19 protein-coding genes are annotated in these 15784 nt (G+C 60.1%); 9 read left to right on the top strand and 10 right to left on the bottom strand.

The window, feature by feature from the left end:
- Positions 1-26: 26 nt before the first annotated feature.
- The 5 genes from CLU92_RS21180 to petA all read right to left on the bottom strand — a co-directional run bounded on the left by CLU92_RS21180 (position 27) and on the right by petA (position 4248).
- Positions 27-539: a ClpXP protease specificity-enhancing factor gene (locus CLU92_RS21180; RefSeq protein WP_101483496.1), complete on the bottom strand. Its 513-nt coding sequence runs from the start codon at positions 537-539 to the stop codon at positions 27-29.
- A 152-nt stretch (positions 540-691) separates the two neighbouring features.
- Complete coding sequence (locus CLU92_RS21185) at positions 692-1303, bottom strand: glutathione S-transferase N-terminal domain-containing protein (protein ID WP_010394154.1); 612 nt, start codon at positions 1301-1303, stop codon at positions 692-694.
- A gap of 120 nt (positions 1304-1423) precedes the next feature.
- A complete protein-coding gene (locus tag CLU92_RS21190; protein WP_101483497.1) occupies positions 1424-2188 on the bottom strand; it encodes a cytochrome c1 in 765 nt (254 codons plus the stop codon).
- A gap of 36 nt (positions 2189-2224) precedes the next feature.
- The gene (locus tag CLU92_RS21195; RefSeq protein ID WP_101483498.1) at positions 2225-3637 is read right to left on the bottom strand and encodes a cytochrome bc complex cytochrome b subunit; all 1413 of its coding nucleotides are present in this window, start codon (positions 3635-3637) and stop codon (positions 2225-2227) included.
- Positions 3638-3639: 2 nt separating this feature from the next.
- Entirely contained in the window at positions 3640-4248 is a 609-nt protein-coding gene (gene petA / locus CLU92_RS21200; RefSeq protein WP_034753009.1) for a ubiquinol-cytochrome c reductase iron-sulfur subunit, read from the bottom strand.
- A 413-nt stretch (positions 4249-4661) separates the two neighbouring features.
- Here petA and mscL point away from each other — a divergent pair, with 413 nt between their 5' ends.
- From mscL to CLU92_RS21220, 4 genes are read left to right on the top strand one after another with little or no spacing between them, the layout of a single operon-like run.
- A complete protein-coding gene (gene mscL / locus CLU92_RS21205) occupies positions 4662-5111 on the top strand; it encodes a large conductance mechanosensitive channel protein MscL (RefSeq protein WP_092609314.1) in 450 nt (149 codons plus the stop codon).
- 41 nt (positions 5112-5152) lie between these two features.
- On the top strand, positions 5153-6313 hold the full coding sequence (locus CLU92_RS21210; RefSeq protein WP_101483499.1) for a Do family serine endopeptidase: 1161 nt from the start codon (positions 5153-5155) through the stop codon (positions 6311-6313).
- 21 nt (positions 6314-6334) lie between these two features.
- On the top strand, positions 6335-7027 hold the full coding sequence (locus CLU92_RS21215; RefSeq protein ID WP_101483500.1) for a DUF2461 domain-containing protein: 693 nt from the start codon (positions 6335-6337) through the stop codon (positions 7025-7027).
- A gap of 18 nt (positions 7028-7045) precedes the next feature.
- Positions 7046-7387 (top strand): cupin domain-containing protein, encoded by a 342-nt coding sequence (locus CLU92_RS21220; protein WP_101483501.1) that lies wholly within the window; start codon positions 7046-7048, stop codon positions 7385-7387.
- Positions 7388-7402: 15 nt separating this feature from the next.
- On the opposite strand, the gene CLU92_RS21225 is transcribed toward CLU92_RS21220, so the two are convergent.
- From CLU92_RS21225 to CLU92_RS21245, 5 genes are all read right to left on the bottom strand, one after another.
- Positions 7403-8449 (bottom strand): NAD(P)H-dependent glycerol-3-phosphate dehydrogenase, encoded by a 1047-nt coding sequence (locus CLU92_RS21225; protein WP_101483502.1) that lies wholly within the window; start codon positions 8447-8449, stop codon positions 7403-7405.
- 68 nt (positions 8450-8517) lie between these two features.
- Positions 8518-8979 (bottom strand): SH3 domain-containing protein, encoded by a 462-nt coding sequence (locus CLU92_RS21230; RefSeq protein ID WP_101483503.1) that lies wholly within the window; start codon positions 8977-8979, stop codon positions 8518-8520.
- An 83-nt stretch (positions 8980-9062) separates the two neighbouring features.
- Positions 9063-9536 carry a protein-export chaperone SecB gene (gene secB, locus CLU92_RS21235; RefSeq protein WP_010394167.1) on the bottom strand — a complete coding sequence of 158 codons (474 nt, stop codon included), beginning with the start codon at positions 9534-9536 and terminating at the stop codon, positions 9063-9065.
- Between the two features lie 159 nt (positions 9537-9695).
- Positions 9696-9962 carry a glutaredoxin 3 gene (gene grxC, locus CLU92_RS21240; RefSeq protein WP_034783579.1) on the bottom strand — a complete coding sequence of 89 codons (267 nt, stop codon included), beginning with the start codon at positions 9960-9962 and terminating at the stop codon, positions 9696-9698.
- A 150-nt stretch (positions 9963-10112) separates the two neighbouring features.
- Entirely contained in the window at positions 10113-10529 is a 417-nt protein-coding gene (locus tag CLU92_RS21245; protein ID WP_101483504.1) for a rhodanese-like domain-containing protein, read from the bottom strand.
- A 106-nt stretch (positions 10530-10635) separates the two neighbouring features.
- Between CLU92_RS21245 and gpmA the strand changes: the two genes are divergently transcribed.
- The 5 genes from gpmA to gspG all read left to right on the top strand — a co-directional run bounded on the left by gpmA (position 10636) and on the right by gspG (position 15776).
- Positions 10636-11382: a 2,3-diphosphoglycerate-dependent phosphoglycerate mutase gene (gpmA, locus tag CLU92_RS21250; RefSeq protein WP_101483505.1), complete on the top strand. Its 747-nt coding sequence runs from the start codon at positions 10636-10638 to the stop codon at positions 11380-11382.
- Positions 11383-11458: 76 nt separating this feature from the next.
- The gene (locus CLU92_RS21255; protein ID WP_101484811.1) at positions 11459-12919 is read left to right on the top strand and encodes a murein hydrolase activator EnvC; all 1461 of its coding nucleotides are present in this window, start codon (positions 11459-11461) and stop codon (positions 12917-12919) included.
- A 47-nt stretch (positions 12920-12966) separates the two neighbouring features.
- On the top strand, positions 12967-14460 hold the full coding sequence (locus CLU92_RS21260) for a S41 family peptidase (RefSeq protein WP_101483506.1): 1494 nt from the start codon (positions 12967-12969) through the stop codon (positions 14458-14460).
- Positions 14461-14468: 8 nt separating this feature from the next.
- Positions 14469-15230, top strand: a complete 762-nt coding sequence (locus tag CLU92_RS21265; protein WP_101483507.1) for a molybdopterin-synthase adenylyltransferase MoeB — start codon at positions 14469-14471, stop codon at positions 15228-15230.
- 93 nt (positions 15231-15323) lie between these two features.
- Positions 15324-15776: a type II secretion system major pseudopilin GspG gene (gspG, locus tag CLU92_RS21270; RefSeq protein WP_035823835.1), complete on the top strand. Its 453-nt coding sequence runs from the start codon at positions 15324-15326 to the stop codon at positions 15774-15776.
- Positions 15777-15784: the final 8 nt, after the last annotated feature.

Genomic DNA, 15784 nt, shown 5'->3' on the forward strand with positions numbered 1-15784 from the left:
AAAAACTGTGCGTTGCGAATTATACGCTATTTAATGCGTGTCAGGGTCGGGCGGCCGCCTTTTTTTGGTGGCTCGTCGTCGCCGGGCGTGGCGTTGTCGCGTTGTTCGGAGGAACTGGTCGGCACGGACGACAAGGTCGGGGCGCTGGAAACCGGCGCGATCGCTGGCGGCGGCACGTCGCTGGATGCGGGGCTGTCCGTCGGTTGCGCATCGGGATCATCGTTGCCCAGCACGGGCTCGAAGGCCATGCCCTGGCCGTTTTCGTTGGCGTAGATGGCCATCACGTTGTCGACTGGCACATAGATTTCGCGCGAGACACCACCAAAGCGGGCGTGGAAGCGGACGGCGTCGTTGTCCATCTTCAGGCCACTGGTGGCGCCGAAGCTGATGTTGAGCACGATTTCGCCCTTTTTCACGTATTCCATCGGTACCGTGGTGCGCGAATCGACTTTGACCGCGAGATAAGGCGTGTAGCCGCTGTCGGTGCACCATTCGTAGATGGCGCGCAGCATATAAGGTTTGGTTGAGATTTCAGACATGATAGGCACTGTGAGGCGGGAGCGCCCCCCGTCAAGCATGAGGCGGGCGCACCGGTAGTTCAATGAAACGATGGGACAACTAATTCAATAAAAGAACAAAGAATGACAGTTGGCCCAAGATGCCCCGGCAAGCGTGGCTTGCCGGGAATATCTTAACGGCGCATGACCTTTTCGGAAGGCGTCAGCGCTTCGATGTACGCAGGGCGCGAGAAGATGCGTTCGGCGTATTTCATCAGCGGTGCAGCCGTCTTCGACAGTTCGATGCCGTAGTGGTCCAGGCGCCACAGCAGCGGCGCGACAGCCACGTCGAGCATCGAGAATTCGTCACCCAGCATGTACTTGTTTTTCAGGAACAGCGGCGCCAGGGTCGTCAGGCGGTCGCGGATTTCCGCGCGTGCCTTGTCGTGGGCCTTGTCGTTGCTTTTGGCGCGTTCGCTTTCCAGCACGTGCACGTGCACGAACAGTTCTTTTTCGAAATTGAACAGCATCAGGCGCGCGCGGGCACGCATCAGCGGATCGGCCGGCATCAGTTGCGGATGCGGGAAGCGCTCATCGATGTACTCGTTGATGATGTTCGATTCATACAGGATCAGTTCGCGCTCGACCAGGATAGGCACCTGGCCATACGGGTTCATGGTCGAAATATCTTCCGGTTTGTTGAACAGGTCGACGTCGCGCACTTCGAAGTCCATGCCTTTTTCAAACAGGACCAGGCGGCAGCGTTGCGAAAATGGGCAGGTTGTACCCGAATAGAGAACCATCATTTTTTATAGTTCCTTAGAAACAAAGGGGGTGAAGCCGCGAACGGCTCACCCCAGGTCGCTTGTCCACTCATGCGGACAACGCAGAAACAGGCATAAACCGGCCTATGGCCGGCGCCTCACTTATTTGACTTCCTTCCAGAACGACGCGTTAAGGCGCCATGCCAGCAGAGCAAATACCGACAGGAACAGCAGCACCCAGACGCCCAGGCGCTTGCGTGTTTGCTGTGCCGGTTCGGCCATCCACTCCATGTAACCGACCAGGTCGGCTACCGCATTGTCATACTCGATCTTGTTCAACGTGCCTGGCTTGACCTGCTCGAAGCCGGCAAATTTGTGGATCTTCTTGCCAGCTTCGTGCGGATCATTTTCTTCCACGAACTTGGCAGTCTGGACACCTTGCAATTCCCATAATACATGCGGCATGGCAACATTCGGCAAGACCATGTTGTTCCAGCCGGTCGGCCGAGTGTCGTCTTTATAGAACGTACGCAGGTAAGTATACAGGTAGTCGCCGCCTGTGCCAGCGGAAGATGATTTCGCGCGCGAAATTACCGACAAATCCGGCGGTACGACGCCAAAGAAGGCCTTGGCGTCCTGTGGTGCCAGGCTTGTTGTCATCAGGTCGCCTACTTTATCACCTGAGAACAACAGATTCTGCTTGATCTGGTCTTCCGTCAAGCCCAGGTCGCGCAGGCGGTTGTAACGCATCGACACGGCAGCGTGGCAATTCAGGCAATAATTGACGAACAATTTGGCGCCATGTTGCAGCGCTGCCATGTTCGTCTGGCGGTCAGGTGCCTTGTCCAGCGGAAAGCCGCCTTCGCTGGCGAGAGCCATGGCGGGCACGAAGGCCAGGATGGCGAGCAGTTTTTTTGCAATCTTCATATGATGTATGTCCTTTGAGCGTGGCGTGAGAGCGGCTTAGTGCGGGTGAAACGTCACACGCGACGGCACGGTCTTGAACTTGCCCATTGCACTCCACCATGGCATCAGCAGGAAAAAGCTGAAGTAAATCAGTGTGCACACTTGCGACACGATGGTTTTCGTATCCGTTGGCGCCTGGGTGCCGAGGTAGCCCAGGATCAGGAACGACAGGCCGAAGATGGCGTACACATATTTGTGCCAGTTCGGACGGTAGCGGATCGATTTCACAGGCGAATGGTCGAGCCATGGCAGGAAGGCCAGGATCACGACGGAACCGCCAAAGAACACCACGCCCCAGAATTTCGCGTCCAGCACCTGTGGCAGCATGCCGATGATGGCGACGATGGCGATGCCGGCGATGGCCGACTTGACGGTCGTCGACAGGCGCGACTTGAGCCAGATGAACACCACGTAAGCGGCCACGACACCCATCAGCACATACATGAAGTCGGCCGTGGTGGCACGCAGCACCGAGTAGAACGGCGTGAAGTACCAGGTTGGCGCGATGTGCAGCGGGGTTTTCAGCGAATCGCCGGGCAGGAAGTTGTTGTATTCCAGGAAATATCCACCCATTTCCGGCGCGAAGAACACGACGGCGCTGAAAATGACGAGGAAGATCGACACGCCGAACAGATCATGCACGGTGTAGTACGGATGCGACGGGATGGAATCGACCGGGTGGCCATCGGCGCCCAGGTTTTCCTTCACTTCGATGCCGTCCGGGTTGCTCGAGCCCACTTCATGCAGGGCGATCAAGTGCGCTGCAACCAAGCCCAGCAGTACCAGCGGGATGGCGATCACGTGGAAGGCGAAGAAGCGGTTCAGGGTCGCGTCGGAAACAACGTAGTCGCCGCGTATCCACAACGACAGGTCAGGGCCGATGAACGGGATGGCGCCAAACAGGTTGACGATCACTTGTGCGCCCCAGTACGACATCTGGCCCCATGGCAGCAGGTAGCCGAAGAACGCTTCGGCCATCAGGCACAGGAAGATGGCGAAACCGAACAGCCAGATCAGTTCACGTGGCTTGCGGTACGAGCCGTACAGCAGGGCGCGCGTCATGTGCAGGTAGACGATGATGAAGAAGGCCGAGGCGCCCGTCGAGTGCATGTAGCGCACCAGCCAGCCCCACGGGACCTCGCGCATGATGTACTCGACGGAATTGAAGGCCAGGGCCGCATCCGGTTTGTAGTGCATGGTCAGGAAGATGCCGGTGACGATCTGCAAGACCAGCACCAGCATGGCCAGCGAGCCGAAGATGTACCAGAAATTGAAGTTTTTCGGGGCGTAGTACTTGCCCCATTGGTCATTCCACAGCTTGGTCAGGGGAAAGCGGTCATCTACCCAGCCCAGCGCTTTTTCGGCGACGGGAGCGTCTGCCGGGAATTTCGTTTCTTTAAAAGCAGCCATGATCAAGCCTCGCCTTTCTCGTCTTTACCTATCAGCAATTTGGTGTCGCTCAGGTACATATGGCGCGGCACTTGCAGGTTGTCCGGTGCTGGCTTGTTCTTGAACACGCGGCCTGCCATGTCGAAGGTGGAGCCGTGGCAAGGGCACAGGAAGCCGCCTTCCCAGTCATCGGGCAGCGACGGTTGCGGGCCGGGGGCAAATTTCGAGGAAGGGGAGCAGCCAAGATGGGTGCAGATGCCGACGGCGACGAGAATTTCAGGCTTGATCGAGCGCGCTTCGTTCATGCAGTATTCAGGCGTGAATTCGGCGGGATTGCGTTGCGAATTGGCATCGGCGACTTTGCCATCGGTCTTTTTCAGGGACGCGATCATTTCCGGCGTGCGTTTCAGAATCCAGACCGGCTTGCCACGCCATTCGACGGTGCGCATTTCGCCGGGTTGCAAGGTGGTGATGTCTACTTCGACCGGCGCGCCAGCCGCTTTTGCGCGCTCCGACGGCTGGAAGGTGCTTACCAAGGCTCCCGCGGTTGCCAATCCAACTACACTGCCCGCCGCGCACGTGGCGACGAGCAAGCCGCGACGGCCTGAATCGACCTGCTTTTCGTTACTCATGCAAACCCCAATCAGTCAAAATGCGAATCTTTATTATGAGTGGCAGCCGCGAAAAACCCGTCGCCGAAGCTCTATCCCACTGATTGCCGCAACCCGCATCTTTGTACGGTAAAGTGGCAACATCCCTGCGGAACTTCGGCCAATGGCGCAGCCCGTGCCAGTTTCTTGTTGATTATCCGGAAGTGAAAAAGCCACTACTGGCAACCGCAAATTATAAGTGAAGCAAACAACGAATAGAACAAAAACGTTGCTTGTACCATAATTTATATACTTTTGCAGGAGGTGGCTAGTTCTTTCGAACTAGATGCGCCCGGCTGTGCCCGAATTGGTCCTGCCGACAACCATAAGTTGGTGGCACCGGGAATCAATAGTATGATCGACATGTTTTTTATACATATCCGAAGGAGAAATTCATGGCAATGATGAAGGAATTTAAAGAATTTGCAATGAAAGGCAACGTTGTCGATCTGGCGGTCGGTGTCATCATCGGCGGCGCCTTCGGCAAGATTGTCGATTCCCTGGTGCAAGACGTGATCATGCCGCCCATCGGCCGCATTTTCGGTGGCCTCGATTTCGCCAATTATTACCTGCCCCTGAACGGCCAAGCCACGACGATGACCCTGGTGGAAGCGAAAAAGGCGGGCGCCGTGCTGGCCTACGGTAATTTCCTCACTATTTTGCTCAACTTTGTCATTCTTGCCTTCATCATCTTCCAGATGGTGCGCCTGATGAACAAGGCCCGCCGCAGCGAACCTGTCGCGCCGGCGCCAGCGCCGGCCACGCCGGAAGACATCGTGCTGCTGCGTGAGATCCGCGACTCCCTGCAGAAGAACGGACAGAATAGCAACGATCTGGCAAAATAAGTCGTTCCGGCAATGGCCGGCTGACCTGGGCAGAGAACTCTATGCGACGATTCTGGTTATTGTTTGCGCAAACCGTGACCATCGCGTTGGCGCTGTACTTTGTGTACGGCGCGCTGCGTCCGGCCAGCCGGGTACAGCAGCTGGGCTCTGCCGCCAAGCCGGTCCCCGTGGTGGAAACGGCGTCCAGCAGCCTGGCGCCCGGTTCCTACCGCGACGCGGCGGCGCGCGCCATGCCCGCCGTCGTCAACATCCTCACCCTGCAAGTGCCCAAACGCGGCGCCCATCCGCTGGCGCGCGATCCCTTCTTCAAACGTTTCTTCGGCGAACGCGACCCGGACGGCGAGGATGACGAGGACTTGAAAAACAGCCTGGGCTCGGGCGTCATCGTCAGCCATGAAGGTTACGTGCTGACCAACAACCACGTGGTCGAAGGCGCCGATGAAATCGAAGTGGTGCTCACCGACGGGCGCAAGGCGCCGGCCAAGGTAGTGGGCCTGGATCCCGAAACGGACCTGGCCGTGATCAAGATCGACCTCGACAAGCTGCCCGTCATCGTGCTGGGCCAGTCGGAACTGGCGCGCGTGGGCGACGTGGTGCTGGCCATCGGCAATCCGTTCGGCGTGGGCCAGACGGTGACCATGGGCATCATCTCCGCCCTGGGCCGCAACAACTTGCACATCAACAGCTTTGAAAACTTCATCCAGACGGATGCGGCCATCAACTTCGGCAATTCGGGCGGCGCCCTGGTCGATACGCGCGGCAACTTGATCGGCATCAATACGGCGATTTATTCGCAAAGCGGCGGTTCCGTCGGCATCGGCTTCGCCATTCCTGTCTCGACGGCCAAGACGGTGATGGAAGCCATCATCAAGGATGGCCACGTGGTGCGCGGCTGGATCGGCGTGGAAACGCAGGACATCACGCCAGAGTTGGCGCAAAGCTTCAACTTGCAGCGCTCAAGCGGCGCCATCATTGCCGGCGTGGTGCGCAACGGGCCGGCCGACAAGGCTGGCATCGTGCCCGGCGACATCCTGCTGACGGTGGAAGGCAAGCCCGTGGCCGACACGACGGAAATGCTCAATCTGATCGCCCAACTGCCGCCCGGCGGAAAAGCTAAAATGACGGTGCTGCGCAAGAATCGCGAAGCGGCACTCGACGTGATGGTGGGCAAGCGCCCCCTCCCGAAAGAGCTTTCCAAATAGTTGCTGATCGGAATTTGACACATGCATGTGCGTGATTTGACCCAATTTTTACGTGAACTGAGCGATAACAACAATCGTCCCTGGTTTGTCATGAACAAGCCCCGTTACGACATTTTGCGCGAGGAATTCCTGGCGCTGGTCACTAGCCTGATCGGTGAGCTGGGCAAATTTGACCCGGCCGTGAAGTACTGCAATCCGAAGAAGGCCTTGTTCCGCATCAACCGCGACGTGCGTTTCGCGCACGACAAGAGCCCGTATAAAACGCGCTTTTCGGCCGCCATCGCGCCAAACGACATGCGCCGTCCCAGCAAGGCGGGCGGCCCCACGTATTATCTGCAGATCGATGGCCAGGGCAACTTGCTGTTCGGCGCCGGCGAATACATGCCTCCCCCTGGCCGCCTGAAGGCGCTGCGCGAACACATGGTCAACGACGCGCCAGGTTTTTCCAAAGTGCTGAAAAATAAGCGTTTAAAAGCCCGCTTCGGCACCATCCAGAATGAGGGCAAGTTGCAGCGCCCGCCCAAGGGCTTCGAGGCGGATGCCGAACATATCGAACTCATCAAGCTGAAAAGCTTTTTTGTCTGGACCGAAATACCGCTGCCCGTGAACGAACCGGAAAAACTGCTGCCGACCCTGGCGGAAGGCTTGAAGGATGCGTGGCCGCTGGTCGAGTGGATGCGCGGCGCGAAAGAGCCGGAGGAAGTCACCGAGTAATTGCTGAAGGAGCACCTAATGGCACTGGAGCACGCAAGTTCAGGACAGGTGATTGAGGTGTTGCGCAGGAATGGCGACGACTTGTCGCAGTTTTCCGCCATCGCGCTGGCCAGGACGGACGAACTGGAATTGATCCGCATGTGCATGCCCAAGGGCAAGACCATGCCCGAGCATCATGTGCTCGGTGAAATCACTCTGCTGTGCCTGCAAGGGCAGGTGGCGGTGACGGCGCATGGCGGGGAGCAGTTGCTGGGGCCGGGGCAGATGCTGTATCTGCACGGCGGCCAGGCGCATGCGCTGGCCGCGCGCGAAGACAGTCTGGTGCTGCTGACGATATTGATGGCCAAGGCGGGACGCTAGGTTTCCCCTGGCGCGTCAGGCCGCCTCGGCGCGCGGATCGCGTGACAGCAGCTGCTGCACCATCACGTGCGGCAAATCCCCATCGAACAGTACGCCGGCCACCGCGTTGGTGATCGGCATGTCGACGCCCATGCGGCGCGCCAGTTCGCGCACGGCTTTGGCGCAGGGTACGCCTTCGGCCACATGACCGAGTTCGGCCACGATGGTGGCCAAGGCCTTGCCTTGCGCCAGGCCCAGGCCGACCCGGCGGTTGCGCGACAAGTCGCCCGTGCAGGTCAAAATCAAGTCTCCCATGCCCGTCAAGCCCATGAACGTTTCCGTCTGGCCACCCAGGGCCGTGCCCAGGCGCGTGATTTCCGCCAGACCGCGCGTGATCAGCGCGGCGCGCGCATTCAAGCCCAGGCCCAGGCCGTCGGCCACGCCCGTGGCAATGGCCAGCACGTTCTTCACGGCGCCGCCCACTTCCACGCCCACCAGGTCTTCGCTCGCATACACGCGGATAGTGCCGCCATGCAAGGCCGAGACGACGGCGCCGCGCAAGGCGGCACTGTGCGAGGCGATGGTCAGCGCGCACGGCAGGCCGCGTGCCACTTCCTGTGCGAACGAGGGGCCGGACAGGGCGCCGCCGGCGACTGTGTCGCCCAGCACTTCCCGCACGATCTGGTGCGGCAGCAGGCCCGTGCCGCCTTCAAACCCCTTGCACAGCCACACCAGATTCGGGATGGCCTTGTCTTTCAGTTGCAGCAGCAGAGGCCGCAAGCCCGCCACGGGGCAGGCGGCGATCAAGAGGCCCCGTTCGCCGCTGGCATGCGCGACGGCGGCGTCGAAATCGGCGCTGATGTGCAGTTGCGGCGGTAATGGGAAGCCGGGCAGATAGCTGTTTTCGCCACTGGCAGCCATGGCGGCCATGGCGTCGCCATTGCGGCCCCACAGCAGCACGTCGTGGCGGCCGGCCAGGGCCATGGCCACGGCCGTGCCCCAGGCGCCGGCACCCAGCACGGTGATCTTGCACGGGACGGCCTTGGCGCTGGTATCGGGAGTGTTTTCAGGGGAAACTTGCATGCAACCTCAGTCTGGCAGGGGGAAGGGCACGGCGCGGCTGGCCGCTGCCCCGATGAATCTGGCGGTGCTTACAAGCCCCACACTTCGCTGGTCTTGACGTAGCCGCTCTGGCCATCCTTGTGCCGCACCTTGACCCAGCCGGAGCTGGGCTGCTCGCTCATTTCCAGCAGCACGCCCTTGTCGACGAGGATGATGGGTGAGGCGGTGTCATCGGGGCTGGCGCGTACCTTCAGGTTCGCGGCGCGCGCCACGACGTTGCGCTTGGCCGACAGGCCCTTGGCTTCCGTCCAGGCCATTTCGCCGCTGGCGTCGCGTACCTTGACCCATTCGCCGTAGCTGAGCACGACTTCCAGCGGCATGCCGCGTGGCGCCACGTACAGCTTGCCGCCCTTGGCGGACGGCGCGTCGTACAGGATCACGGGGGCAGCGCCCACCGTTTTGAAATCGACGGCGTGGCTGGCGGCTGTGGCCAGCAGCAGCACGGCGCCGGCCATCCAGCGGAACTTGCTCAAGAGCGCACTATTCAACATGATATTTTTTGAACCTTAACGAAACACGGCGGCCAGGCCGCCGTGTCAGGCCAGCCTTGACGGCCGGCGGGGTCTTGCAAAGCTTAGTGCGTTTCGCTGGCTGCTGGTGCTGCGGCAGCGGCGTCAGCAATAGCTTGCAGACGTTGTTGGTAGAACACTTCGAAGTTGATCTCGGCCAGGTGCACTGGCGGGAAGCCGGCACGGGTGATCACGTCGGCGATGTTGGCGCGCAGGTAAGGGTAGATGATGTTCGGGCAGCCGATTCCCAGCAGCGGATCGAGTTGATCGGCAGGAATGTTGCGTGCTTCGAAGATACCGGCTTGCTTGCCTTCTACCAGGAAAGCGACTTTGTCGCCGACTTTGGCGGTCACGGTGATGGTCACGGTTGCTTCGAAGATGCCGTCGGCCAGAGGCGCAGCGCCCACGTCCAGAGCGACTTCGATGGCTGGTGCTTCTTGTTCCAGGAAAATAGCTGGGGAATTTGGTTGTTCCAGCGACATGTCTTTCAGGTAGACGCGTTGGATTTGGAAGACTGGTTGCAGATTTTCGTCAGACATGGAACGCTTTCGTTGTAAAGGACAAGAACGGCACACCGTTCAAATATGGTGCTTGCGGTATTCAAACCGCGCCGGATAGGCGCGGCCAGATCAGGTGCGAGGCAATTGTATCAAAACAATACGACAAAAAACCAAGCAATTTCTCGAACCCGCTTTATATCAGGCTGCCGTGCCGTTTAACAAGGGGTCGAGCTTGCCAGCTTGATCGAGCGCATACAAATCGTCGAATCCGCCCACGTGGGTGTCGCCCACATAGATTTGCGGCACCGTGCGGCGACCCGTGCGTTCCATCATCTTGATGCGCTCTTCCGGGTCGAGGTCGACGCGGATCTTTTGCACGGTCACGCCCTTGGCTTCCAACAAGCGCTCGGCGCGCACGCAATACGGGCACACGGCGGTGCTATACACAATTACAGGGACGGTCATGATGATTCCTTCAGTTAAAAACACCGAACCAAACCTGCTGCGCGTCGTGATTTGCGGTCTGCGATGCTCACTGTGCCTTCGCACAGTTGCGCTTCTCAACCACAACTCCCATCCGCTCGCTACGGTTTTGTTGGGTGTTGTAATACGGACTTATTTGGCCAGCGACAAGGTTTTCAATGGCAAACCTTGCTTTTTCCATTCGTCGAGGCCGCCTTCCAGGCTCGTTGCCTCAGCGAAACCGGCTTTACCCAGCAGGCCGACGGCCGTTGCCGAACGCGAACCTTTCTGGCAAACCACTACAATGGGGCGCGTTTTGAATTTTTCCAGCTCGCCCAGGCGTTTTGCCAGTTCCGGCAGCGGCATGTTTTTCGCGTCAGGCAAGTGGCCCGTGGCGAATTCTTCCGCGCTGCGCACGTCGACGATGATGGTCTTGCCACGGTTGATCAGTTGCGTGACTTCCAGCACGGTCGCGCGCTTGCCGCGCATGGACAGCAGTGGCCAGAGGAGGGCGCCGCCGGAAATAATGACGATGGCAAACAGAAAAATGTGGTCGATAATGAATTTCACGTAGGGTCCAATGGTTTAAGTCAATCCGCGCATTATAAAATAGAAGCTGGACGAGGTCTTTTTACGTTTTGCTTTTTTGATTTGAACCCCTTGAGAAGATAGAACTATGTACAAAATCGTTTTCATGCGTCACGGCGAGTCCACCTGGAACCTCGATAACCGCTTCACCGGCTGGACCGACGTCGATCTGACGGAAAAGGGCGTCAACGAAGCCAAGGCCGCCGGCCAGATCCTCAAGCAGGAAGGTTTTACGTTCGACGTGGCCTACACTTCGGTCTTGAAGCGCGCCATTCGCACCCTGTGGCTGGCGCTCGACGAGATGGACATGATGTATTTGCCAATCAAGAACGACTGGCGCTTGAACGAACGCCACTACGGCGCCCTGCAAGGTCTGGACAAGGGCGAGACGGCCGCCAAGTATGGCGACGAGCAAGTACTGGTATGGCGCCGCAGCTATGACACGCCGCCGCCGCCGCTGGAAGCTGACGATGACCGCGCCTCGTTCAACGATCCGCGCTATGCCGGCTTGCCGAAAGCGTCGATTCCGCTGACCGAATGCCTGAAAGACACCGTGGCGCGCGTGATGCCGTCCTGGGACGAAGAGATCGCCCCGGCCATCCGCGCTGGCAAGAAGATCATCATTTCGGCCCACGGCAACAGCCTGCGCGCGCTGATCAAGATGCTCGATGGCATCAGCGACAGCGACATCGTGGGCCTGAACATTCCGAACGGCCAGCCGCTCGTGTATGAACTGGACGCCGACCTGAAACCGATTCGTCATTACTACCTGGGCGACCCGGCAGCGATTGCAGCAGCGCAAGCGGCCGTGGCGAACCAAGGGAAGGCCAAGTAACTTGTTGTCTTTCTTCCGCGGCACAGCGATCGCCCCCTCTGCTGAACGACCCCTGCCGGCGTGGCGCGCCGGCGCCATGCTGTGCGCAGCGCTGCTGTTGTCGAGCGGCGCCGTACAGGGTGCCAAGCCCACCGAACGCAGCAAGCAGAAAGCGGCCGCGGAAGCACAACGTGCTGGATTGCAACAAAAGCTGACGGCGCTCAAGCGCGACATCAGCCGCACGGAAAGCGCCAAGGATGACGCGGCCGATACTCTGGCCGAGTCGGAAGAGGCCATTTCCAACGCCAACCGCGCCTTGCGCGACCTGGCACAGGAGCAAAGCGCGACGGGCGTGAAACTCAATGCGCTGGGGCAGGAGCACCAGCAACTGACGGCCACCGTCGAGAAACAAAAGACGCAGCTGTCAAAGTTGCTGCGTGAACAATATGTCGCCGGCAACGAAGACCGCATCAAGCTGCTCTTGTCGGGTGACAACCCGAACCGCATCAACCGCGACTTGCAACTGATGGCGTATGTGTCGCAGGCGCAGGCGCGCCTGCTGGAAGCCTTGCGCGCCAACTTGCTGGCGGTCGAGAAAAACCAGGCGGACGTGCAGAACGCCAAGGATGAACTGGAAGAAATCGCGCAGGAAGAGCGCGACCAGAAGGCTCTGCTGGTGCAGGAAAAGGCGCGCCGCGCCGCCTTGCTGACGAGCTTGTCGCAGCGCCTGGTGGCGCAGCGCAAGGAAGTGGGCAATGTCGAGCGCGACGAACAGCGCATGGGCAACCTGGTCGACAAGCTGGCGAAACTGATCGAAGAGCAGGCCGCCGCCGCCGCGGCCGAAAAGAAACGCCAGCAATTGCTGGCCGAGCAGCGCGCCGCCGCAAAAGCGGCCGCCGACGCCAAGATCGCCGCGGAAAAGCGCGAACGCCTGCTGGCCGCGCGCGCCAAGGCCGCCCAGGCGCAGGCTGAACGCGAACGCATTGCAAAAGAGCAACAAAATAAATCGGGCAAGATCAAGCCGCAGACGCCGCCACCGCCCGTCAAGCTTGAACCGATCGATGACGACGAGCCGCCGCAAGTGGCCAAGGTCACGCCGAAACCCGAGCCGAAACCGGAACCGGAGCCGGAACGCCCGAGCCTGGGCCCGGCTGCACCGGCCGGCGCTTTTGCCAGCATGAAAGGGCAGTTGCGCGCGCCCGTGGCGGGCAAGATTGCCGCCCGCTTCGGCAGCAAGCGCGGTGACGGACCCAGCTGGAAGGGCGTGTTCATCCGCACGGGCGAAGGCAGCGAGATCCACGCCATCGCTGGTGGCCGCGTGGTGTTTTCCGACTGGCTGCGCGGTTTCGGCAATTTGATCATCGTCGACCATGGCGGCCAGTACATGAGTATTTATGGCAATAACCAATCCTTGCTGAAACGGGTGGGCGATGCCGTCAAGGGCGGCGAAGCCATTGCCAGCGCGGGCAACAGCGGCGGCAACGAGGAATCAGGGCTATACTTTGAATTGCGTCATCAGGGCCGCGCCTTCGACCCCGCCACCTGGGTGAAGTTTTAAGTTCCCACCATTGCTGCGGCAGCGAATTTGTAGATTGCGAAGAATAAATGGGTATCAAAGTCAAAAGTATCGGCCTGATCGGTCTGGGCGTACTGGCCGGCATCGGCATGTCGCTGCAATTCCCGGCCGTGGCGCAGAAAATCACGAATGCCCCGCTGCCGCTCGACGAGCTGCGCCAGTTGTCCGATGTCTTCGGCCTGATCAAGTCCGATTATGTCGAGAAGGTGGAAGACAAGAAACTCCTGACGGAAGCCATTTCCGGCATGGTGTCGTCGCTGGACCCGCATTCCGTCTACCTGGATAAAAATGCTTTCAAGGAAATGCGCGAAAGCGTGCAAGGCAAGTTTGTCGGCATCGGCATCGAAGTGAGCATGGAAGACGGCTACGTGAAAGTCGTCTCGCCCATCGAGGACAGCCCGGCCGCCAAGGCGGGCATCCTGGCCGGTGACCTGATCACCCGTCTCGACAATATCCCGCTGAAAGGCTTGCAGCTGGAGGAAGTCATCAAGAAGATGCGCGGCCAGCCCGGCAGCAAGCTGGTGCTGACCATGTCGCGCAAGGGCGAAAGCAAGCCGCTGGTGTTCCCCATCGTGCGCGAGGAAATCCGCGTGCAAAGCGTGAAGGCGAAGATGGTCGCGCCCGGCTACGCCTGGCTGCGTATCGCCCAGTTCCAGGAACCGACCGTCGATGACATGGTCAAAAAAATTAACGCGCTGTATGCGCAAGACCCCAAGCTGAAGGGCCTGGTGCTGGACTTGCGCAACGATCCCGGTGGCGTCGTGCCTGGCGCCATCGGCGTGGCGACAGCATTCCTTCCGGGTAATTCCGTGATCGTTTCCACCAAGGGCCAGTTGCCGGAGTCGAAGCAAGTGTTTTATGGCCGCCGCGAATTTTATGCGCCGCCGGGCGCCAAGGCCGACCCGCTGGCCAAGCTGCCGGCCGCGCTGAAGACCGTGCCGCTAGTGGTATTGGTCAATGCCGGCTCCGCTTCAGCCTCGGAAATCGTCGCCGGCGCCTTGCAGGATTACCAGCGCGCGACCGTCATCGGCACGCAAACGTTCGGCAAGGGTTCCGTGCAAACCTTGCGCCAGATCACGGCCGACACGGCCGTCAAGCTGACGACGGCCCGCTACTACACGCCGAAAGGCCGGGCCATCCAGGCGCGCGGCATCGTGCCCGACTTGCTGGTCGATGAAACGGCCGAGGGCGATGGCTGGAACAGCCTGCGCGTGCGCGAGGCGGACCTGGAAAAACACTTGAGCAGCGATGATGGCAAGCCGGAAGCGGCCAAGCCGACCATGGATACCATGCACGAACAGCTGGAGGAAGAGCAGCGCCTGATCGCCACGGCGAAAAAGCGCAAGCCGCTCGAATACGGCGCCAAGGATGATTTCCAGCTGCAGCAAGCCTTGAACCACTTCCAGGGCTTGCCGGTGCAGCTGGCCAAGGTCGACGCCAAGGGCGAGAAGATCAGCGCCAAGCCGGAAATTGCTTCCGACATCAAGGCGGACGACAAGAAAATTCCTGTGCAAAAACCGTAGTCGTCGCCATGAACGACCATCAGCTGCTGCGCTACTCGCGCCACATCCTGTTAGACGAGATCGGCATCGAAGGCCAGCAAGCCTTGCTTGACGCGCATGTGCTGGTGATCGGCGCGGGCGGGCTGGGCTCGCCGGCCGCCATGTACCTGGCCGCCAGCGGCGTCGGCAAGCTGACCCTGGTCGATGACGATACGGTCGACCTGACCAATCTGCAGCGCCAGATCGCCCACACGACGGCGCGCGTGGGCCAGCCAAAAGTGCTGTCGGCGTGCGAAACATTGACTGGCATCAATCCCGAGATTGAATTAATTGCTTTGCAGGAGCGCCTCGACGGTGCGCGCCTGGCCGAACTGGTCTGCTCCGCCACGGTGGTGCTCGACTGCACCGATAACTTCGCCACGCGCCACGCCGTCAACCGCGCCTGCGTGGCGGCCAGGGTGCCGCTGGTGTCGGGCGCCGTGATCCGCTTCGACGGGCAAGTGAGCGTCTTCGACCCGCGCACGGGTACCCAGCCGTGTTATTCCTGCCTGTTTCCGCAGGAGCAGCAGTTCACGGACGAGGCGTGCTCGACCATGGGCGTGTTTGCGCCGTTGGTGGGCGTGGTGGGCGCCATGCAGGCGGCCGAGGCGCTGAAACTCATCATGGGCGTTGGGGAATCACTGACGGGACGGCTGCTGCTGCTTGATGGCTTGCACATGGAATGGAGCAGCATGCGGGTGGCGCGCGACCCCGGCTGCGCCGTTTGCGGTGTAGTGGTCTTGCCGCTCTGAGTAGCCCCGCACAAATTTTTCCCCATATGACAGGCTTTGTCATATTTCCGCTTTATACTCTGCACTCATTACTTACCTTCTTCTCTCTTTCTTATGCAAAACGCTGCAAACCATCCGATACGCCAGCGCCGCGCGCGCGGCTTCACTTTGATCGAAATCATGGTCGTGGTGGTGATCATGGGCATCCTCGCCTCGCTGGTGGTACCCAAGCTGATCGCCCGCACGGGCGAGTCGAAAGTGGCGGCGGCGAAAGTCGACATCGCTACCGTGATGCAAGCCTTGAAACTGTACCGCCTGGATAACCAGCGCTACCCGACCACCGAGCAGGGCTTGCAGGCGCTGATCGAAAAACCGACCACGGGACCGGCCGCGAATGGCTGGAAGGCGGGCGGTTACCTGGAAAAGATGCCGAAGGACCCATGGGGTAACCCGTACCAGTTCCTGTCGCCGGGCGTGAAGGGCGAAGTCGACATCATTTCGCTGGGCGCCGACGGCCAGCCTGGCGGTAGCGGCGATGACGCCGATATCGGCTCCTGGGAACTGTAAGTTTTCCA

It is taken from the genome of Janthinobacterium sp. 61 (assembly GCF_002846335.1).
Taxonomy (GTDB): domain Bacteria; phylum Pseudomonadota; class Gammaproteobacteria; order Burkholderiales; family Burkholderiaceae_D; genus Janthinobacterium.